General features: G+C 67.1%; 33 protein-coding genes. 26 read left to right on the top strand and 7 right to left on the bottom strand.

All coding sequences use genetic code 11. The annotated features are described in order from the left end of the window. Positions 1-4 precede the first annotated feature (4 nt). Genes ALA01S_RS16675 through ALA01S_RS16650 form a run of 6 tightly spaced genes read right to left on the bottom strand, consistent with a single transcriptional unit; the run spans position 5 to position 2,273 of the window. Positions 5-604 (bottom strand): VWA domain-containing protein, encoded by a 600-nt coding sequence (locus ALA01S_RS16675; RefSeq protein ID WP_066338384.1) that lies wholly within the window; start codon positions 602-604, stop codon positions 5-7. Between the two features lie 59 nt (positions 605-663). Beyond that, positions 664-843 (bottom strand): hypothetical protein, encoded by a 180-nt coding sequence (locus ALA01S_RS16670; RefSeq protein ID WP_066338382.1) that lies wholly within the window; start codon positions 841-843, stop codon positions 664-666. Continuing rightward, positions 840-1,085: a hypothetical protein gene (locus ALA01S_RS16665; protein ID WP_066338375.1), complete on the bottom strand. Its 246-nt coding sequence runs from the start codon at positions 1,083-1,085 to the stop codon at positions 840-842. Before ALA01S_RS16665 ends, ALA01S_RS16670 begins: the two co-directional genes overlap by 4 nt. Continuing rightward, a complete protein-coding gene (locus ALA01S_RS16660; protein WP_066338373.1) occupies positions 1,082-1,381 on the bottom strand; it encodes a hypothetical protein in 300 nt (99 codons plus the stop codon). Before ALA01S_RS16660 ends, ALA01S_RS16665 begins: the two co-directional genes overlap by 4 nt. Continuing rightward, the gene (locus ALA01S_RS16655) at positions 1,378-1,719 is read right to left on the bottom strand and encodes a hypothetical protein (RefSeq protein WP_066338370.1); all 342 of its coding nucleotides are present in this window, start codon (positions 1,717-1,719) and stop codon (positions 1,378-1,380) included. The genes ALA01S_RS16660 and ALA01S_RS16655 overlap by 4 nt, the downstream gene beginning before the upstream one ends. After that, a complete protein-coding gene (locus ALA01S_RS16650) occupies positions 1,719-2,273 on the bottom strand; it encodes a hypothetical protein (protein WP_066338367.1) in 555 nt (184 codons plus the stop codon). The genes ALA01S_RS16655 and ALA01S_RS16650 overlap by 1 nt, the downstream gene beginning before the upstream one ends. A 209-nt stretch (positions 2,274-2,482) precedes the next feature. On the opposite strand from ALA01S_RS16650, the gene ALA01S_RS34435 reads away from it, so the two are divergent. Then, on the top strand, positions 2,483-2,986 hold the full coding sequence (locus tag ALA01S_RS34435; RefSeq protein WP_066338364.1) for a superinfection immunity protein: 504 nt from the start codon (positions 2,483-2,485) through the stop codon (positions 2,984-2,986). A 379-nt stretch (positions 2,987-3,365) separates the two neighbouring features. Here ALA01S_RS34435 and ALA01S_RS33100 read toward each other — a convergent pair whose 3' ends face one another. Continuing rightward, positions 3,366-3,845 (bottom strand): hypothetical protein, encoded by a 480-nt coding sequence (locus tag ALA01S_RS33100; protein WP_157119055.1) that lies wholly within the window; start codon positions 3,843-3,845, stop codon positions 3,366-3,368. Positions 3,846-3,875: 30 nt separating this feature from the next. On the opposite strand from ALA01S_RS33100, the gene ALA01S_RS31935 reads away from it, so the two are divergent. From ALA01S_RS31935 to ALA01S_RS16520, 25 genes are all read left to right on the top strand, one after another. Continuing rightward, complete coding sequence (locus ALA01S_RS31935; RefSeq protein WP_238455834.1) at positions 3,876-4,220, top strand: transcriptional regulator; 345 nt, start codon at positions 3,876-3,878, stop codon at positions 4,218-4,220. Continuing rightward, positions 4,217-4,534, top strand: a complete 318-nt coding sequence (locus ALA01S_RS16630; RefSeq protein WP_066338358.1) for a hypothetical protein — start codon at positions 4,217-4,219, stop codon at positions 4,532-4,534. Before ALA01S_RS31935 ends, ALA01S_RS16630 begins: the two co-directional genes overlap by 4 nt. A 118-nt stretch (positions 4,535-4,652) precedes the next feature. After that, complete coding sequence (locus ALA01S_RS16625; RefSeq protein ID WP_066338356.1) at positions 4,653-4,898, top strand: hypothetical protein; 246 nt, start codon at positions 4,653-4,655, stop codon at positions 4,896-4,898. A 30-nt stretch (positions 4,899-4,928) separates the two neighbouring features. Continuing rightward, positions 4,929-5,096 carry a hypothetical protein gene (locus ALA01S_RS33095; RefSeq protein WP_157119054.1) on the top strand — a complete coding sequence of 56 codons (168 nt, stop codon included), beginning with the start codon at positions 4,929-4,931 and terminating at the stop codon, positions 5,094-5,096. After that, the gene (locus tag ALA01S_RS34430; RefSeq protein WP_084267645.1) at positions 5,096-6,973 is read left to right on the top strand and encodes a hypothetical protein; all 1,878 of its coding nucleotides are present in this window, start codon (positions 5,096-5,098) and stop codon (positions 6,971-6,973) included. The genes ALA01S_RS33095 and ALA01S_RS34430 overlap by 1 nt, the downstream gene beginning before the upstream one ends. Positions 6,974-7,006: 33 nt before the next feature. Continuing rightward, positions 7,007-7,963: a hypothetical protein gene (locus ALA01S_RS33090; RefSeq protein WP_157119053.1), complete on the top strand. Its 957-nt coding sequence runs from the start codon at positions 7,007-7,009 to the stop codon at positions 7,961-7,963. 7 nt (positions 7,964-7,970) lie between these two features. After that, the gene (locus ALA01S_RS16605; RefSeq protein WP_066338342.1) at positions 7,971-8,492 is read left to right on the top strand and encodes a hypothetical protein; all 522 of its coding nucleotides are present in this window, start codon (positions 7,971-7,973) and stop codon (positions 8,490-8,492) included. Then, complete coding sequence (locus ALA01S_RS16600) at positions 8,489-8,722, top strand: hypothetical protein (protein WP_066338341.1); 234 nt, start codon at positions 8,489-8,491, stop codon at positions 8,720-8,722. Before ALA01S_RS16605 ends, ALA01S_RS16600 begins: the two co-directional genes overlap by 4 nt. A 103-nt stretch (positions 8,723-8,825) precedes the next feature. Then, on the top strand, positions 8,826-9,431 hold the full coding sequence (locus ALA01S_RS16595; protein WP_084267644.1) for a hypothetical protein: 606 nt from the start codon (positions 8,826-8,828) through the stop codon (positions 9,429-9,431). Further along, positions 9,431-9,793, top strand: a complete 363-nt coding sequence (locus ALA01S_RS16590) for a DUF4031 domain-containing protein (RefSeq protein WP_066338336.1) — start codon at positions 9,431-9,433, stop codon at positions 9,791-9,793. The genes ALA01S_RS16595 and ALA01S_RS16590 overlap by 1 nt, the downstream gene beginning before the upstream one ends. Further along, positions 9,793-9,939, top strand: a complete 147-nt coding sequence (locus tag ALA01S_RS33085) for a hypothetical protein (protein ID WP_157119052.1) — start codon at positions 9,793-9,795, stop codon at positions 9,937-9,939. The genes ALA01S_RS16590 and ALA01S_RS33085 overlap by 1 nt, the downstream gene beginning before the upstream one ends. Next, positions 9,936-10,271 (top strand): hypothetical protein, encoded by a 336-nt coding sequence (locus ALA01S_RS16585; RefSeq protein ID WP_066338334.1) that lies wholly within the window; start codon positions 9,936-9,938, stop codon positions 10,269-10,271. Before ALA01S_RS33085 ends, ALA01S_RS16585 begins: the two co-directional genes overlap by 4 nt. After that, the gene (locus ALA01S_RS16580) at positions 10,268-10,735 is read left to right on the top strand and encodes a RusA family crossover junction endodeoxyribonuclease (protein WP_066338332.1); all 468 of its coding nucleotides are present in this window, start codon (positions 10,268-10,270) and stop codon (positions 10,733-10,735) included. The genes ALA01S_RS16585 and ALA01S_RS16580 overlap by 4 nt, the downstream gene beginning before the upstream one ends. Next, positions 10,732-10,992, top strand: coding sequence for a hypothetical protein (locus ALA01S_RS16575; RefSeq protein ID WP_066338329.1), 261 nt, complete (start codon positions 10,732-10,734; stop codon positions 10,990-10,992). The genes ALA01S_RS16580 and ALA01S_RS16575 overlap by 4 nt, the downstream gene beginning before the upstream one ends. Before the next feature lie 23 nt (positions 10,993-11,015). Beyond that, a complete protein-coding gene (locus tag ALA01S_RS16570; RefSeq protein WP_157119051.1) occupies positions 11,016-11,432 on the top strand; it encodes a hypothetical protein in 417 nt (138 codons plus the stop codon). Next, positions 11,432-11,701, top strand: a complete 270-nt coding sequence (locus ALA01S_RS16565) for a hypothetical protein (protein ID WP_066338323.1) — start codon at positions 11,432-11,434, stop codon at positions 11,699-11,701. The genes ALA01S_RS16570 and ALA01S_RS16565 overlap by 1 nt, the downstream gene beginning before the upstream one ends. Next, a complete protein-coding gene (locus ALA01S_RS16560; protein ID WP_066338320.1) occupies positions 11,701-11,940 on the top strand; it encodes a hypothetical protein in 240 nt (79 codons plus the stop codon). Before ALA01S_RS16565 ends, ALA01S_RS16560 begins: the two co-directional genes overlap by 1 nt. Beyond that, the gene (locus tag ALA01S_RS16555) at positions 11,937-12,161 is read left to right on the top strand and encodes a hypothetical protein (RefSeq protein WP_157119050.1); all 225 of its coding nucleotides are present in this window, start codon (positions 11,937-11,939) and stop codon (positions 12,159-12,161) included. The genes ALA01S_RS16560 and ALA01S_RS16555 overlap by 4 nt, the downstream gene beginning before the upstream one ends. Before the next feature lie 157 nt (positions 12,162-12,318). Next, on the top strand, positions 12,319-12,780 hold the full coding sequence (locus ALA01S_RS16550; protein WP_157119049.1) for a hypothetical protein: 462 nt from the start codon (positions 12,319-12,321) through the stop codon (positions 12,778-12,780). Then, positions 12,780-13,037, top strand: coding sequence for a hypothetical protein (locus ALA01S_RS16545; RefSeq protein WP_066338309.1), 258 nt, complete (start codon positions 12,780-12,782; stop codon positions 13,035-13,037). Before ALA01S_RS16550 ends, ALA01S_RS16545 begins: the two co-directional genes overlap by 1 nt. Continuing rightward, a complete protein-coding gene (locus ALA01S_RS16540) occupies positions 13,034-13,546 on the top strand; it encodes a hypothetical protein (RefSeq protein WP_066338306.1) in 513 nt (170 codons plus the stop codon). The genes ALA01S_RS16545 and ALA01S_RS16540 overlap by 4 nt, the downstream gene beginning before the upstream one ends. Then, complete coding sequence (locus ALA01S_RS16535) at positions 13,527-13,901, top strand: phage protein NinX family protein (RefSeq protein ID WP_066338304.1); 375 nt, start codon at positions 13,527-13,529, stop codon at positions 13,899-13,901. The genes ALA01S_RS16540 and ALA01S_RS16535 overlap by 20 nt, the downstream gene beginning before the upstream one ends. After that, positions 13,898-14,113: a hypothetical protein gene (locus ALA01S_RS33995; RefSeq protein ID WP_066338302.1), complete on the top strand. Its 216-nt coding sequence runs from the start codon at positions 13,898-13,900 to the stop codon at positions 14,111-14,113. The genes ALA01S_RS16535 and ALA01S_RS33995 overlap by 4 nt, the downstream gene beginning before the upstream one ends. Before the next feature lie 25 nt (positions 14,114-14,138). After that, positions 14,139-14,699, top strand: a complete 561-nt coding sequence (locus tag ALA01S_RS31925) for an HNH endonuclease signature motif containing protein (RefSeq protein WP_169805942.1) — start codon at positions 14,139-14,141, stop codon at positions 14,697-14,699. Then, on the top strand, positions 14,680-15,318 hold the full coding sequence (locus tag ALA01S_RS16520; RefSeq protein ID WP_157119048.1) for a hypothetical protein: 639 nt from the start codon (positions 14,680-14,682) through the stop codon (positions 15,316-15,318). Before ALA01S_RS31925 ends, ALA01S_RS16520 begins: the two co-directional genes overlap by 20 nt. Positions 15,319-15,452: the final 134 nt, after the last annotated feature.

Raw genomic sequence — 15,452 nt, 5'->3', positions numbered from 1 at the left:
ATGCTTAGTCGTTGATCGCGGCCACGATCAGCTCGGCCGTCGTGGCGAACTTCTCAGCCTCATCCATCGTCTTCGCATCGACGATGTCGAACTTGGTGTTGAGACCGTCGTCCAGCGTCTTCAGGAAGCGCGTGGCGCCAGGGTCACGGCCCACCTGCACGAACAGGAAGGTCAGGTCATCGTCAGAGTCCAGGCCATTGGCCGCGCGGCGGATGACGTTCTTGGCGGCTTCCTCGTCGTCCGGCTCGCCATCGGTGAAGACGATGACGAAATCCTTTTTCGCGGACTTGCCGGCGCACTTCAGGGCGGCTTCGAGCGCTTGGTGCAGTGGGGTGGAGCTGCGAGGCGAACGGGTACGGAAGATCTCGGTAACCTTGTCGGCCGTCACGCCGGTGTGCGTATCGGTGCCGGCACCCGAGAACACGACAACGTCGATGCCGTCAGCGTCGAGCTTGCCCAAGTCGCGGCAGAACTGCGCGGCGGTTTCCTGCATGAACTGCCAGCGGGTGCGGCCGCCGGGCATGTCCTCGGTGCTCATCGAGCCAGAGGCGTCGATGACAGCAATGAAGTCGTATTCCGAAAGTTTTGCGAGCAGATCGCTCATGTGTGCTCCAGTAGTAATGTGCCGGCGCATAGGGCCGCCGGCGTGCCCGTTGAATCGGTTCAGACCGGCAGTCGGCCGGCGACGATGAGAGCGATCAGCACCAGCGAGATCACGACGGCCAGGGCGTCGATGGCGCTGCCGCTGTCGCCTTCGTCCAGCAGGTGCCGGTAGACGTGGCCGGCGGCGATGTCAGCGGCTTCCATGGCCAGCGCCTCGTCCATGGCGTACAGGTCGCTCACAGCAGCCGGGCCAGCGCGGCGGCAGCGGCCACGACCAGGATCGGAACCAGCCCGGGCAGGCACGCGGCCATCAGCTCACCCATGGACACGCCGCCGCCGCAGTAGGGCGAGGGCGTGCGGCACTTGTGCTCGCACTGGCTGCAGCGCTTGAGTTGCTCCTGCAACTGCGCTTCGAGCGCGTCCACGGCGTTGGCGTCTTCGGGACGGGCGCGGCGGTACATGAGGTGCTGGGTGGTGTTCACTGCCGGACCTCGCTCGTGATGAAGGTGTCGGTTCGGATCACGGCCAAGCGGCCGCCGATGACGTGCTGCGCGGCTTCAGGCGCCAGCTCGTTGCCGCGGTGCAGCGCCGCGAAGCGAACGACTTCAACGGCCTGGCAGCGCTCGCGCTGGCTGCAGCGGGCCTTGTGCTCGCACTGCTCGCCGGGCTGGACCTGCGTGCAGCACTCGCTCTCGTGCTGGGCGATGAGCCACAGCGGGGCCTGTTGGCCGGCGTGCTCCAGCCACTTGATGGCGACCTGGTGGGTCATGGCGTTCATGTGGCACTCCCGGTTGCTGCAGCGATGGCGGCGCTGGCATCGCGCTTCCAGCAGTCGCAGTCGGCGTCGGCCATGGCGCGGCCTTCGGGTGTGCTGAGCGAACTGGCTGGCCAACCCCACCAGCCGCAACCATCTTCGTGCGGCGCCGCGTCAACGGCCGTGCGCAGCGCGCCCAGCAGCGTCGGTGCGCCCGCAAAAAGCCGCGCGTACTCCTGGTTTTTCGGGCTCGCCACTCCGCAGTCGGCAACCATGAAGCCGCCGCTGCCATCCGACAGCCTGGGCGTGCGAACGTACTGACCCACAGCTTCCAGCGGACCAAAGGTGGTGGAGGCATCCATCACGCAGCCCTCTGGTAGCTGGCCGCATCGCGCTGGGCGATGAACTGGTCTTCGGCAACAGCCGCAGACAAAGGGCAGGGCTCCAGGCTCGCCGCGTGCGCGTTCTGTGCCGCCAGCTCCAGCGCGTCGCGTGCCATCTCGCTGAGGTGGTGCTCGTAATCGGCCTGCACCACGAGGTTCCAGCGCGCAACAAGTTGCGGGGTAAACAGATCGTTGTCGTCGGCGCTGTTGACGCGGCCTTCGATCCAGACGTTCAGCAGCAGCGCCACCGGCTCGTTGTCGTCGCTGCCGAGCTCGTACTCCAGAGCCACGGGCACGGCACCGAAGGCGGCGAGGCAGACGCGGTTGCCGGCGGCCGGGCGGGGCTTGCGCATGTCGGCGGCGAACTCGGCTTCGCGGCAGAGGGTGTCCACGGCGGCAGCCAGGTACTCGGCGCGGGCGCGGTGGCGGGCGATCTCGGCGCTGTGGCCGTTGTGCTGCCGCGGCTCATCGGCTTCGGCGCGGTGACCAGCCTGTGCGGCTCGGTCCTTGATCTGCTGCGCTCGCTGGGACATCTGCTGCCTCCGCTGCCTCGTGGTGAGGCGTTGGAGGTATTACACCGCACGGTGCCCTGAACTGCAACACCGCGCGGTGTAAGAGCGAATACTTAAGCCATTACGTACTGGCTGATGACGCCGCGAAGGCCTGATGCGGGCCTGCGACAGTTCTCGGTTCGCACATCGCTTTCCCGTAACCTGAGTGCATTCAGTTGTCGGGAGGGGCGATGGCATACCTGGGTATCGCAGCACTTGCGCTGCTCACCTTGTTTTCGTGGTTGGTTGGTCAGGGCAACAACGAGACAGCCCGGCTGATGGCCATCGTGTTCTTCGTCGCAGCCTTGGCGCTCTACATGTCGCCCACGGCGCTGGCGCTGCAGCGTAGGCACCGCAACCGGGTCGCCATCGGTGTGGTCAACCTGCTGCTGGGCTGGACCTTTCTGGGGTGGGTTGGTGCGCTGGTGTGGGCCAGCACCAGCAACACCAGCGACAAGCCTGGACGTGACGCCGACAACGCCGGCGCCAGCGCCGAAGAGCTGGCCCGGCTGCGGGCAGAAGCCAGCGCGCCTCCGGCGCCCACGCGCTTCACCGAGCCGCCGTCAGCCGCGGCACCATCTGCTGCGCCGACTCGCCAAGTCGCCGAAGGCATGAAGCTGTGCCCGTATTGCGCCGAGGAAGTGCGCGTGGAGGCGATCAAGTGCAAGCACTGCGGGAGCGTGCTGACGGCGTAGGGCAACCGACGCTTCCCAGGCAGCCCGCTCACGCGGGCTTTTTTGTGCCTATGCCTTGCGGCGCGCGTCCGCCATCACCCTTTGTGGTCTTGGTGCGCACGGACAGGGCACCCGGCTCCGCCGTTGCAGTAGATGACGTTGTGGTTGCCCAGCACATAGACCACGGTCGTGCCCGGCTGCTGTTCGCGCTCCTCGGTCGTCCTGGCCGCCAGTCGCCGCAGCAGTTCCTCCGTGGCACTGTGCACCTCGCGCTCCTCCGTGTTCCCCATCCCGACCCCTTTGGATGCTGTATGAACATACAGTGACTTTCTAAATCAAATCACTGCTTGGTGTCCATCAAGCATAGCGGTGTTGTGGGATGCGCCAGGCTGGTGCGTGGTCAGCGTTTGATGTGCCCGGAGCCGCGCTGGATCAGCGGCCACCAGCGGTCGAAGATTGCCGCGGCCTCGCGCTCGCTGGTCTTCTCATTCAGGCTCTCCATGGTGGCATCCACCAGGAGCAGGAACATCTCGGGCTCCATGGTGATCCTCAGCTTGGAGCAATGCTCTGCAAGGACGTTCGCCGCGGTGCGCCAGCGCTTCCAGCCGTCCGAAACGGGCTGAGGCGGGCCTGCGGCAACCTCTTCAGGTAGGGCCGATCCTCCCGCCACGTGAGGTGTGTCCAGCCACCGGTCTGGCAGACCCATCACCCCCTCGATCTTGCGCGCGGCCTTTTCTCCAAAAGGCTTGACCCCCTTGAGCAGGTCTCGCCAATAGGTGTATCGGCCGTGGTAGTTCTCGGCCAACTCCTTTGGCCCGAGCTTGCGCTCCGCGCACACGCGGCGCAGGTTTTCCAGGCGGATCAGGCGTTCGTCGCTCACGTCCGCAGTGGACGTGACATGACACACCGAATGGTGCTCATCGTCCTTGCGTTCATTACACTGCGCGGTGTAAGCTGCGCGTCCATGGCACACCGCCCTATCCGCACTCTCCTCGCTTTCGTCAACAGCATGCCGGACGACGAAATCCGCGCCGCTTTCGCCAAGCGGTGCGAGACGAGCCTCGGGCATTTGAAGAACGTCATGTATGGCTACAAGCCGTGCTCGCCCGAGCTGGCCGTCCTCGTGGAAAAGGAATCGGGGGGCCGGGTTACGCGGCCCGAATTGCGTAGTGATTGGCATCGCTTTTGGCCGGAGTTGGTCGAAAAGACTGCAGCAGACGGTGTACCTAGCCCCACTGAAGGGTGTAACCCGTGAAACGCGGCGCACGCCCCGCGCCCGCCTACAAGACCCGGCTCGCTGAGCGCGCGGCCCGGCTGCAAGAGCGGCGCGAGTTCGAAGCTCAGACCGAAGTCATCCGCCTGCATTGCGAATTTCTGCGTGCGCGCATGGACGCCCAGCTCAAAGCCCAACGCGAGGCCCGCGCCAAGTCGCAGCAGCTGACCATCCCGCGCAACCGCATCACCAGCTTCTTCGAGCGGCTCATCAACGTCGCCGCCGACACCACTCGTCGCCTCGCGCAGGACTTCACGCCCAAAAAAGGCATTGGTGATGCGCGCTTTTTCGCTTGATGCCGCAGGAGCTTTTGACGTGTCCACAGCCTTGAATCCTGAGCCCGCACTCCCCGGGTCACAACCCTCGCCTGGATCACACCAACGAGGGAGCCGCACCTTCAACTGCGCGCGCTGCATGACACGCCAGACCACGGAAGGCGCCCGCCGCTGGCTGCATTTGGGGCGGGTGTGTGCCGGCTGCGACCACGTCTTGCGCGGTGCGCCCAGCACCGCTGCGGCGCCCGCGAGCAAACCGAAGTTCACGGCATGCCCCGCGCGTGGACTGGCCGCCGGCTACGACCCGCGCACCCAGGTTGCGCCTGGCACCACCTTCACCGGCTTCTTCACCCGCGACTGGCAGGCCAAGCGCAGCGCTGCCTGATCGTTTTTCTCCACAGCCACAGGGGATTTCATGGACGCAATGGCTCTCGGCACCGTCTGGCGCCTGCCCTCCGGTCGCATCGCGCGCGTGGTGGGGCACGCGTGGAACGACTTGAACCTGATCCTGCAGTACGAGGATGACGGGGACAAAGTGACGCTGCGGCGCCAGTTCCTGGCGGCTTGCGGGGAGGCGATTTGATGGAAGCGGCGGCGCCCGCGGTGGACTACGACGCGTTCTTGCGCGCCAAGGTCCAGCTTGCCGAGGCCTCCGGCTTCGAGGTTGATCCGAGCGAGGTCAACCCGCTGCTCAAGCCCCACCAGCGCGCCATCGTGTGCTGGATGGTGGCCGGCGGACGGCGCGCGTGCTTCGCCGCCTTCGGCCTGGGCAAGACGCCAATCCAGCTTGAGGCGGTGCGCTTGACGCTGGTGCACGCCGGCGGCCGCGGGCTCATCACGTTGCCGCTCGGCGTGCGCCAGGAGTTCCTCAACGCCGCGCACATGCTCAACACCGGCGAGGACCCGAGCATCACCGACGAGCAGCGCCAGGAGCTCAGGCGATGGCAGGAAGGCCGACCCGAGCGGCTGCAACAGCCGCGTTTCATCCGCGGCATCGAGGAGGCGGGCTCGCAAGGCCTGTACCTCACGAACTACGAGACGGTGCGCGATGGCAAGCTGGACCCGCGACTGTTCACCGTGGCCAGCCTGGACGAGGCGGCGTGCCTGCGCGGCTTCGGCGGCACCAAGACGTTCCGCGAATTCATGGCGCTCTTCGCCGGCGACGACCGGCGCGACCACCTCAGCAGTCGCGTGCGCGGCGGCGCCGTGCCGTATCGCTTCGTGGCCACGGCCACACCCAGCCCGAACGACTACATCGAGCTGCTGGCCTACAGCGCTTTCCTGGGCGTGATGGACGTTGGCCAGGCGAAGACCAGGTTCTTCAAGCGCAACAGCGAGAAGGCCGACCAACTCACGATCCATCCCCACAAGGAGCGCGAGTTCTGGCTGTGGGTGGCGAGCTGGGGCCTGTTCGTGCAGAGGCCTTCTGACCTGGGCTTCAGCGATGACGGCTACGAGCTGCCGCCGCTGGCCATCGCCGCCGAACAAATCATGGACGAGCTGCGCGAGCGCGGCATCCGCATCGACGTCGTGCGCGCCCCGCTGGACAAGCGGTTCATGGTCTACATCCTGGGCCGCGGCGTGCCGCCACCCAACAACAACACGCTGCGTTGGTGCACGCGGCAGATCAAGATCGACCCGATGGAACAGGCGCTGCGTGACCGCCTGGACCAGCTCGACGGCCAGATCCTCATGATCACCGGCGTGCGCCAGGGTGAGAGCGCCATCCGCGACCGGCGCATCGAGATGAGCTGCAGCAAGGATGGCGCTGAATGCGGCCAGGGCTGGTACCAGCAGGTGCTGCCAAATGCCAGGGGCCTGCGCGGCCGCATCGCCACGCTGGCACCGCTGCTGCACTGGCGCGTGTGCCACGTGTGGGAGTGGCTCAAGCACTGGGCGCCCACGGCCGAGTTCGGCGACTGGAGCACAGCTGCCATTGCCGACGCCTACGGCGGCGACGAGGCCGAGGAGATCAACGCGCGCACCGGCTGCATTGGTTGCCCGCTGGCCCAGGAAGAGAAGGCGCTGGAAACGGTGCTGGCCCTGCCGCACTGGGCATACCTCGCGCCACTGCGTGGCCTCAAGCCGCTGTGGCGCGAACTGCGCGAGCCCCAGCACCGGCTGAAGAAGGCTGGTGCTGAGCGGCTCAAGGACGGCTCTATCGCCAAGAACCCGCAGCGCATGGGCCCGCTGACGCTTGAGGCCCGCGGCATGGCGCTGGAGCGCGTGCTGGCCATCCAGGCCGCTTGCAACGCCGCAGCGCGGGCGCAGCGCCGGCCCGAGATCAACCTCATCGACGCCGAGGAAGAGGCGCGCATTCGCGCGCTGATCGCCGCCGGCACGTGGCCCGATGGCTGGGAGGGCGACGAGCCCACGGCCGACACGGTGCTGCCGGCCATCGTCTACCAGAACGGCGCCGAGCAGCCGGACATGTTCGCGCTCGGAGCCTTTGCGGCCTGAGTCCTGGCGAAGCCGCACCAAGCAGTACCCGCCATGACCCGGCCATCCTTTCAGTTCTACCCCGGCGACTGGCTCAAGGACACGAAGCTGCGCCGCTGCTCGCACGCGGCTCGTGGAGCCTGGATTGACGTGCTCTGCGTGCTCCACGACAGCGAGGAGTACGGCGTTGCCCGCTTCCCCATGGCCGAGCTCGCCAACGCCGCCGGCGCACCCATCAAGCTGCTCAAGGAGCTGGCCGACAAGGGCGTACTCAAGGGCTGCGACAAGGGTGAATGCGCGCCGCTGATCTACACGCCGCGTAGCGGCCGTAAGGCCGGCCCCGCGGTCACTTTGGTGCCGCCTACGGTGGGCCCGATCTGGTACTCAAGCCGCATGGTGAAGGACGAGTATGTCCGCACCGTTCGAGGCGAGGGCAGCCGCTTCGGTGAGGGCTCTGGTGGGGCATCCAAGCCTTCACCAAAGGGGGGCATTGGTGAAGGTCAAAGTGACGGCTCTTCTTCTTCTACTTCTTCTTCTATAGGAAAGGTAGTAGAGAGCGATAGGGCGCATGCGCGCGCTGGAGCTGTGGATAACTCCGACCCGCCGGAGGCCAACGGCATCCCGCCGACACCCGCCGGGCAGGTCTTCAGGGCGGCCCTGGACGTGGGCCTTGAGGGTGCAACGCCCAACGACTCCAGGCTGCATGCGCTGCTCGGCCAGGGCGCCGGCGTGGCCGAGATCGTGGCCGTTGTGAACGAGGCCGCCGACAAGGGCAAGAGCTGGCCGTGGGCCCTGACCGTCGTTGAGCGCCGCCGTGGCGATGCCGCGCGCATCGACCTCGCGCCAGCGCCCCCGCCGGACCCCAACGCCTGGACCGCCACCCGCAGCGGCATCGAGGCCAAGGGCGCAGAGCTCGGCCTGGGCCGCTGGGACCAGGACGCCTTCGACCACGGCCAGGGCGAGACCTTTGCCGCCTACACCGAGCGCGTGCGCCGCGCCGCCAACCAGTGAGCCCTGCATGACCCGCACCGCCATCCGCACCCCGCGCGACGTCCGTGCACGCTGCGAGGTCCGTCGCGGCTGCCACGTCTGGACCGGCGCCGTGAGCCGCCGTGGCCACCCGTATGCGTCCATCGACGGCCGCACGCAGTACGTGCGCCGCTGGCTGTTCGAGCAACTGCACGGCTGGGTGCCGCGCGTGGTTGGCTTGACGTGCGAGAACCTGCTCTGCTGCAACCCGAAGCACCTGGTGGCGCAGGACGTCTGCGACGTGCGTCGCCGCGCTGCCGCGAACGTGGCCCAGCCCGAGCTGCGCGCGCGGCGCGTGGCTCTGGGCCGTGAGCGCGCCGGCCTCGTGAAGGTCAACCAGGCCGCGGCCGACGCCATCCGCGCCAGCGAGCTGCCGGCCAAGGAGGAGGCAAAGCAGTGGGGCATCAGCGCCAAGCACGTCCACCAGATCCGCCAGGGCAAGCGCTGGCCGCCGCAGCAGCAGGGAGCACTCGCCATGGCCGCCGCCGTGCTCCTCGGGAGCGCCCTATGACCCGCCCCAACGTCGCCGAGCTGGAGCGCATCGTCGTGAAGAACCTGCGCACCGTGCGCGACTGCCTGGAGGCGCCCGGAGGCTCGCCCGCCGAGGCCGCCATGACGGAGCTCGAAAGCTTCGCCGACGCGGCCCTGCGCCTGTGCCGCGCCAGCAGCGTCACGCGGTTGCGCGAAAGCTTTCGCGCCGTGGCCATCAAGGCGCACCTGGACGTGAAGGAGAACCCGTGACCCGCCCCATGCAAGCCGTCGCCGTCGTCGGCGCCATCGCACTGTTTGCGTTCGCAACGTGGGTGGCGTGGACGGTGCCTGTGATCGAGATCGGAGGGCTGTGATGCGCGAGAGGCCGATCAGCTTTAGCGCGCCGATGGTGCAAGCGCTGTTGGCAGGGGTGAAAACGCAAACGAGGCGGACCTACAAGCCGCGCAAACATCCAGACTTCGGCTGCGAGATGGCCGCAAGCGAGCTGGCACGCGAGCCGAAGCATGTCATCGAGCGCTGTTGCCCGTATGGCGCTCCTGGAGACCGCCTGTGGGTGCGCGAGGCCTTCCGCGGCGATAGCTCCCATGACCGCCTGCCGCCATCGGAGCTGCCGCCGGCCTACGCCGTTCGCTATGAGGCTGATGGTGGCGTGCGTGCCGGACTGGGCGAAGCAGACGGCAAGCGGCGCCCGCCCATGTTCATGCCGCGCCGGCTTTCGCGCATCACGCTGGAGCTGACGGAGGTTCGGCTGGAACAGCTGGGGTTGATCAGCATCGCCGACTGCATCGCCGAAGGCGCCCAGCCGCTGCCGCCTGACCCGGCGTGCTCGCAGGTCTGTCCTGAGGACTACGTGGCCGGCTATCGCGCCATCTGGGAGCGGATCAACGGAGCCGGGAGCTGGGACGCGAATCCCTGGGTGTGGGCCTTGTCGTTCAGGGTCGTCAACGGAGCCTCGTGATGGCGGTCTACGTGGACGACATGCGGGCGCCGTTTGGCCGGATGGTCATGTGCCACATGCTGGCCGACAGCGACGACGAGTTGCACGCCATGGCCGCCAGGATCGGCGTGGCACGCCGGTGGTGGCAAAGCCCGGCGAAGACCAGCGGCTCGCACTACGACATTGCGCTGAGCAAGCGCGCGCTGGCGGTGGCCGCTGGTGCGTTGGAGATCACGATGCGCCAGGCTGCAGCGATGAACTTCCGCCGCCGCATCACCGGCGCCTTGGGCTCGCCCAGCGACGCCGAGCAGTGGGTGCGCGAGTACCGGAGCCAGCGCAACGCTGGCGCCGTAACCCCGCAATCGACCGTGGAGAGCTGCTGATGTGCTGGCCCTTCTTCGACCTCATCTTCGAGACCCTGGAGCGCCTGGCCGTGTCGCTGACCTGCTGGGCCCTGGGCTGGCACCGCAACACGCTGCAGCGCGCGGATGTGGAGTGGCTGGAGCTTCGCGTGGGGGTGGTGCGGTGAACTGCAAGCAAGGCGACATCGCTGTGATCGTCGGCTGCGGCGACGCTACCGGCTACATCCGCGAGGCCATGCTCAAGGTCGTGGGCATCCCGAGGCGCGTGGTGAGGTTGCGTCCGCCTTGTGGCGACGAAAACTGCACTGCCGATTTCGTGTGGCACTTCGACGAGCCTTTGATCGTGCGTGTCCAAGGCGCGAAGGTGACGATCTTCGGTGCGGCCGACCATGTGCTGCGCCCGCTGCGCGACACCGACGGCGAAGACGAGATGCTGCGCATCGCCCGGCTGCGACCGCGTGAGATGCGCTTGGCCAAGCTGCTGGGAGTTGATCTATGACTCAGCAGTCCCTGCTCCAGCGTGAGGTGCTCTGCTTCACCATCTACGGCCAGCCCGCGTCGAAGGCCAACAGCCGCAAGATCGTGGACTTGCCCAACGGCAAGGGCGGCAAGCGCAAGGCCAGCATCAAGAGCGAGCAGGCGCGCGCCTTCGAGGCTGATGCGCTCCGTCAAATCCCGGCCATGGCGCGCAAGAGGCTGGCCGGCCCCATCCGCTTCACGGCGCGGATCTACTACCTCAGCGAGCGCTCCGACCTTGACGAGTCGGTGGTTATGGACGTGCTGCAGGACCGCTACATCAAGGCGCCTGATCCGAAGGATCCAACCGGCAAGAAGCGGGTCCGCAAGCTGGTGCAAGACGGTGTCTACCGCAACGACCGCCAGATCAAGGAGAAGCACATCTACCACGGCATCGACAAGTGCCGTCCGCGCGTCGAGATCCGGATCGAGGAGATGGCCCCGTGAAACACGCCCACCGCCCTGGCAGCCGCACGCACACCCAGCGCATCAGCTTCCGCGAGATCCCGCGCCCGGAGCGGCTCAACGAGCTGCTGGGCGTGCAGCCCGCCACGACACCGCACGACGAAGAGCGGGCCCGCCGCCGCGCCGAGTTCGCGGCCGAGAACAAGCGCCTGGCCGAAGCCGCACGCCAGCGCCAGCAGCAAGAGCGGCAGGAACGAAATAACGCCGCGGCGTTGCATCCCCAAGGAGCTGACCAGTGAAGTGGCTTTGGCTTGATCGCCTCTTGATCTCCCTGAAACTGCGCCGGCCGCGTCGCGCCGCGGTCGAGCCCGAGGCCTTGGCCGGGCGGGCCTGGAAGGACGGCGACACGCTGCCGTTCGTCCACCGCCACGCCGTGACCATCCCGCTGTCGCAGATCCCGACGCGACCGCGCACACGGACCGTGCCGCCGCAGCAGCACCCGCGCGCCGCGGCCAGCCGCCCGGACAACGCCACGGGCGACCCGTGGGTGCCGCCTGGTGCCTATGGCGCGGCCGCGGCGCAGGTGGAGGGCGGCGAGGCACCGGCACCGGCACCGATGTTCCGGGCCGGTGGTGGCGGCGAGTTCTCCGGGGGCGGCGCCGATGCCTCGTGGAAGACCGATGGCGACAGCGGCTCCAGCAGCAGCGACTCGGGCAGCGACAGCGGCGGGAGCGACTGATGCGCCTGAGCACCGACTCCAAGGACCCCGCCTACATGCAAGGCCTGTGCGGCGGCGTCACGGTCTTCCTCGATGGCATCGAGCGCACTGGCGTGTTTACGGCCGATGAAGAAGGGCGCCACATCGTGATCGCAAAGCGCGACGAGCGCGGCCACATGGCGGTGGACCGCGAGAAGGGCGAAGTCGTCCGCGAAACGCTCCACGGCGACGTCCGCATTGAGCTGGCCGACGGCACGCGCAAGGCGTTGCAGATGCTGGGGGTGATCTGATGCGCCTCGCCCAAATGCTCAAGCTCTACGCGCTGACCGTGGACGGCATGTCCATCGCCCGCATCGCCGAAGAGATCGACGTGCCGGCGCACAAGCTGCAGGCCTGGATCAACGGCGACGAGACGGCGCTCATCGCGCGCCAGTTCGCGCGGCTGCAGTGCTGGACGTTCTCGCGGGTGCCGGCGCGGGAGGTGTTGTGCGAGGCCATGCCCGCGGACAGCGAAGGCGGTGAAGCATGAGCCTCGACGCCCACGCATCTCGCCTGGCCAAGCTCGGTACCGTGACCATCCACCCGAAGGCTGAAGGCGGTGTTCAGATCGTCGCCGAGGGCTTCGAGGGCGAGAACTGCAGTTGCCGCGACATCGCCGTGCTCGCCTGCATGTGGGCCATCGGCGAGCTGCAGCGCGAGGTCATGCGGACCATCGAGGCGCCAGGCGGTAGCGCGATTGGGGTGGACTGATGGACACGCCGCAGAGCCTCCCCGACTGCCGCCTCTGCCGCCGCTACAGCACCAACGGCTGCGGCAGCTTGACCGCGTGCCTGGGTGCGTCCAACTTCGTGCCGGCCGCGCCGGTGCGGCTTTATCCACTGCAGCCGTTGGCTGGGAGTCAGAAGGCATGAGCATGAGCGAGACCGGAAATTGGCGCGGGCCGTATGCCTCCGCGGACGTGGCCCTTGACGAACTGCGCCGCTCGGTGGCGCAGATCATCGGAGCGGACCCCGAGACCTGGCCCGAGCACGGCAATGCGCCCCTGGCAATCGCGGCGGCCATTGGGCTGCGCGAAGGAGCACTGAAAGGTCAGCACAAGACGCCCGCCGTCCGCGACGTGCTCGCCGAGCGCCATCGGCAGATCAGCGCCGAGGGCTACACGCCAGAGCATGACGACCATCACGTCGCCAACGAGCTTGGCATCGCCGCTGCTTGCTACCTTGGTGGCGGATCGATAGACCAGAGCATCGCGCCGTGGCCCATCAAACTCGGCACGGACGAACGCAGGGCGAAAGTCATTGGCGCGGCGCTGGCGCTGGCCGAGATTGAGCGCATGGACCGTGCTGCCGCCGTCACCGGAGACGGCTGATGGCCGCCCCGCCGCCTATCTGCCACCAGACCCTCACCGGCCGCGTGCGGCCGCGCCGCACCTGGCTGGGCCGCGTCGTGCTGCAGGTCGAGGTGCTGTGCGAGCGCCTGTCGCCGCCGGTGCCGCCGATGCCTGGAGAGCTGCACGCGCCGGAGCAGCGCGTGATCAGCACGCACACCGAGTGGCGCGACGCCCGCATGAATGACCCGCTGGCGCACGTCTACCGATCCGACCCCGAGCGAAGGAGCCTTGCATGAAGTCGACCGTGAAGCGCGTGCTGTGGCAGCGCGCGTTGGATGCCACCGTGTTGCGCCGGCTATTGCCTGTGGCGCCAGCCCCCGCGTCGCCGGGCATCAAGGAGCGGTTGACCGTGGATGTGCGAGTCGACACAAACAAGCTGGAAGCTCAGCTGGCTCGGTGGCAGCGTGCCCTGGAGCGGATTGGTGCACAGGAGGTTGGCACACGCTTGGGCTGGCACGATCCCACGGAGTTCCGGCGCCAGGAGGACGGCTCGATGAAGCCGTTTCGGCCCCACCGGGCGACGCTGTTCGGCATGAACTTCGCGCAGGGCGGCTTGCTGGATCAAACCATCGTGCGTCTGGTGGGCGAGCGCGGCCCGGAGGTGCGGCTGACGATCCCGGTCGGCGGGCCGAGGGTTCCGCAGGGCTTCAGCCGGTACACCGATCAGTTCCTCTTGTCGCTACCGCAGATGGTGCGCGAGATCAACGAGGCATCCGGAGGGCGTGATGCCGACGTACCGCGTTGACGAGCTGGAGGGCGCGCGGCTGGATGCGGCGGTCGCCAAGGCGGAGGGCATGGAATTCCGCATCGAAGTCATGGGCGAGGCTGGCCAAGTCTGCTTCGCGCCGTGGCATCACACGTTTGGCATGTTGGGCATGCAGCCGTACAGCCCGAGTGTGACTTGGGGCCTGGCGGGGCCAATCATCGAGCGCGAGGGCATTGCCCTGGAGCGCATCAACGGGCAGTGGTTCGCCAACATCGGTGAGTGGATCAACGGTGATCACCTGGCAGTCCACCACAGCCACGCATCTCCAACGCTTCTTGTCGCGGCCATGCGTGCCCTGGTTGTGGCCAAGCTGGGCGCTGAGGTCGACCTGTGAACCAAGCCCTCGCCGTTCAGCAACTGCGCGAGCGCCGCGCCGAACTTGAGGCGCAGCTCGCTGCCGCCATCGCGCCGCTGCTCACGAAATTCCGCGCCGACACTGGTTTGACGCCGTCGCAGGTGGACGTGCGCATGCACCAGCTTTGGCCACTTGGTGACGCACATCCATACCGTGTGCTCGAATCGGTTCGGGTCACGTTGGATTTGTGACCGCGCAACCACAGGAGCAGTAATCGTGCAGTGCGCATCCCAGGAATCGCGACGCAAATCGACACCCAAGAGGAAGGCGCAGCCAAGCGAGTTGCCATCGGCCGAGCGAGTGCGGGAGCTGTTTGACTATGACGCGAACTTGGGGGTGCTGCGATGCCGAGTTAGGGGCGGCAATCGCTCAAAAGCGATCGGCGCCATCGCTGGCAATCGCAATGCGCTTGGGCGCCGCGTAGTCTCCATTGATGGCATTCAATACCTTGCGTACCGAGTGATATGGCTCCATGTCACTGGCGCATGGCCAAAGCATGAGATTGACCACATCGACGGCGACTGCACAAACGATCGGTTCGAAAACCTGCGCGACGTTGAAGGGCGCGTGAACCACGAAAACCAGCGCCGCGGCCGCATCGACAACAGATCCGGAAAGGGTTTGCTTGGTGCTTACGAATCAACCGGCGGCAGATGGCGCGCGCAGATCGTGGTGGCCGGCAAGGCCAAGCACCTTGGCTGCTTTGCAACCGAGGATGAGGCTCATGAGGCCTACGTGAAAGCAAAACGGAGGCTGCATGTCGGCTGCACCATTTAACGGCGTGTTCGCCTCGGTCGGGCAAGCTCTATTCGTTGCCTTCCTCATGGAAGTGCTGCCCGTCACCCAGCAGACCAGCACGCAGATCCTCATCGACGGCCTGCGCAAGCGCTGCGGCGTCTGGGATGACCAGCGGGCTCCGAGCACGATCAACTTCAGCGGCCTGTCGCCGCTGGAGGTGCGCGGGCAGTGCGCGCTCGTGCGGGCTACGGTGCAGGACCATCTGCCTGGGCCTGAGCGCGATGCGATCTGGGCCCGCTTCGGGCACAACGGCGCCAAGGTGCACGATGACCGCCTGGACGTGTACGGCCGCAAATCCGTGGGCATCGCCAGGATCTGCGACTACCTGCAGCCGCTGACGGGCATGGACCATGCGCAGTCGCTGCGCGCGGTGGCCTACAGCCTGTACCAGCCCGGCAACTTGCGCGAGCAGGACAAGATCACGCAGGCCGACATCACCAGGCAATGGGGCGTGCCGCGGCACAAGCTGCAGCGGGCGGCGCAGGTGATCAGGTCCATGGCGCAGGGGCTGGAGCGGCGGGCGGATGAGCGGCTGACGGAGTTGTTCGAGCGCACACAGCTCGTGGCGACAGAAGAGCGGGATGTGCAGTCGGCGTGAGCTGGCTGCGCCCATGAAAAAGCCCGCCGAAGCGGGCTTTTTGCTGCCTGTTCGGCAGTGAACGGCAAGATCGCAGCCGTCATTTTCTCAGCTGCCTATGCGGCAGTACATCGATATCCAAACGGATCGTTTTC

It is taken from the genome of Azohydromonas lata NBRC 102462, assembly GCF_001571085.1.
GTDB lineage: Bacteria > Pseudomonadota > Gammaproteobacteria > Burkholderiales > Burkholderiaceae_C > Azohydromonas > Azohydromonas lata.
The sequence above is the reverse complement of the archived record's forward strand: the minus strand, read 5'-3'. Positions and strand labels throughout refer to the sequence as shown.

Excerpts from the sequence above, each read along its gene's own strand:
- ALA01S_RS16660 (WP_066338373.1), bottom strand. The coding sequence starts at position 1,381 with ATGAACGCCATGACCCACCAGGTCGCCATCAAGTGGCTGGAGCACGCC.
- ALA01S_RS16605 (WP_066338342.1), top strand. The coding sequence starts at position 7,971 with ATGACCCGCACCGCCATCCGCACCCCGCGCGACGTCCGTGCACGCTGC.
- ALA01S_RS16590 (WP_066338336.1), top strand. The coding sequence starts at position 9,431 with ATGGCGGTCTACGTGGACGACATGCGGGCGCCGTTTGGCCGGATGGTC.
- ALA01S_RS16595 (WP_084267644.1), top strand. The coding sequence starts at position 8,826 with ATGCGCGAGAGGCCGATCAGCTTTAGCGCGCCGATGGTGCAAGCGCTG.
- ALA01S_RS16655 (WP_066338370.1), bottom strand. The coding sequence starts at position 1,719 with ATGGATGCCTCCACCACCTTTGGTCCGCTGGAAGCTGTGGGTCAGTAC.
- ALA01S_RS16580 (WP_066338332.1), top strand. The coding sequence starts at position 10,268 with ATGACTCAGCAGTCCCTGCTCCAGCGTGAGGTGCTCTGCTTCACCATC.
- ALA01S_RS16650 (WP_066338367.1), bottom strand. The coding sequence starts at position 2,273 with ATGTCCCAGCGAGCGCAGCAGATCAAGGACCGAGCCGCACAGGCTGGT.
- ALA01S_RS16520 (WP_157119048.1), top strand. The coding sequence starts at position 14,680 with ATGTCGGCTGCACCATTTAACGGCGTGTTCGCCTCGGTCGGGCAAGCT.
- ALA01S_RS16540 (WP_066338306.1), top strand. The coding sequence starts at position 13,034 with ATGAAGTCGACCGTGAAGCGCGTGCTGTGGCAGCGCGCGTTGGATGCC.
- ALA01S_RS33090 (WP_157119053.1), top strand. The coding sequence starts at position 7,007 with ATGACCCGGCCATCCTTTCAGTTCTACCCCGGCGACTGGCTCAAGGAC.
- ALA01S_RS16535 (WP_066338304.1), top strand. The coding sequence starts at position 13,527 with ATGCCGACGTACCGCGTTGACGAGCTGGAGGGCGCGCGGCTGGATGCG.
- ALA01S_RS16675 (WP_066338384.1), bottom strand. The coding sequence starts at position 604 with ATGAGCGATCTGCTCGCAAAACTTTCGGAATACGACTTCATTGCTGTC.
- ALA01S_RS16625 (WP_066338356.1), top strand. The coding sequence starts at position 4,653 with ATGACACGCCAGACCACGGAAGGCGCCCGCCGCTGGCTGCATTTGGGG.
- ALA01S_RS16545 (WP_066338309.1), top strand. The coding sequence starts at position 12,780 with ATGGCCGCCCCGCCGCCTATCTGCCACCAGACCCTCACCGGCCGCGTG.
- ALA01S_RS31935 (WP_238455834.1), top strand. The coding sequence starts at position 3,876 with ATGGTGCTCATCGTCCTTGCGTTCATTACACTGCGCGGTGTAAGCTGC.
- ALA01S_RS16600 (WP_066338341.1), top strand. The coding sequence starts at position 8,489 with ATGACCCGCCCCAACGTCGCCGAGCTGGAGCGCATCGTCGTGAAGAAC.
- ALA01S_RS33085 (WP_157119052.1), top strand. The coding sequence starts at position 9,793 with ATGTGCTGGCCCTTCTTCGACCTCATCTTCGAGACCCTGGAGCGCCTG.
- ALA01S_RS34435 (WP_066338364.1), top strand. The coding sequence starts at position 2,483 with ATGGCATACCTGGGTATCGCAGCACTTGCGCTGCTCACCTTGTTTTCG.
- ALA01S_RS16550 (WP_157119049.1), top strand. The coding sequence starts at position 12,319 with ATGAGCATGAGCGAGACCGGAAATTGGCGCGGGCCGTATGCCTCCGCG.
- ALA01S_RS33095 (WP_157119054.1), top strand. The coding sequence starts at position 4,929 with ATGGACGCAATGGCTCTCGGCACCGTCTGGCGCCTGCCCTCCGGTCGC.
- ALA01S_RS16560 (WP_066338320.1), top strand. The coding sequence starts at position 11,701 with ATGCGCCTCGCCCAAATGCTCAAGCTCTACGCGCTGACCGTGGACGGC.
- ALA01S_RS16565 (WP_066338323.1), top strand. The coding sequence starts at position 11,432 with ATGCGCCTGAGCACCGACTCCAAGGACCCCGCCTACATGCAAGGCCTG.
- ALA01S_RS34430 (WP_084267645.1), top strand. The coding sequence starts at position 5,096 with ATGGAAGCGGCGGCGCCCGCGGTGGACTACGACGCGTTCTTGCGCGCC.
- ALA01S_RS16555 (WP_157119050.1), top strand. The coding sequence starts at position 11,937 with ATGAGCCTCGACGCCCACGCATCTCGCCTGGCCAAGCTCGGTACCGTG.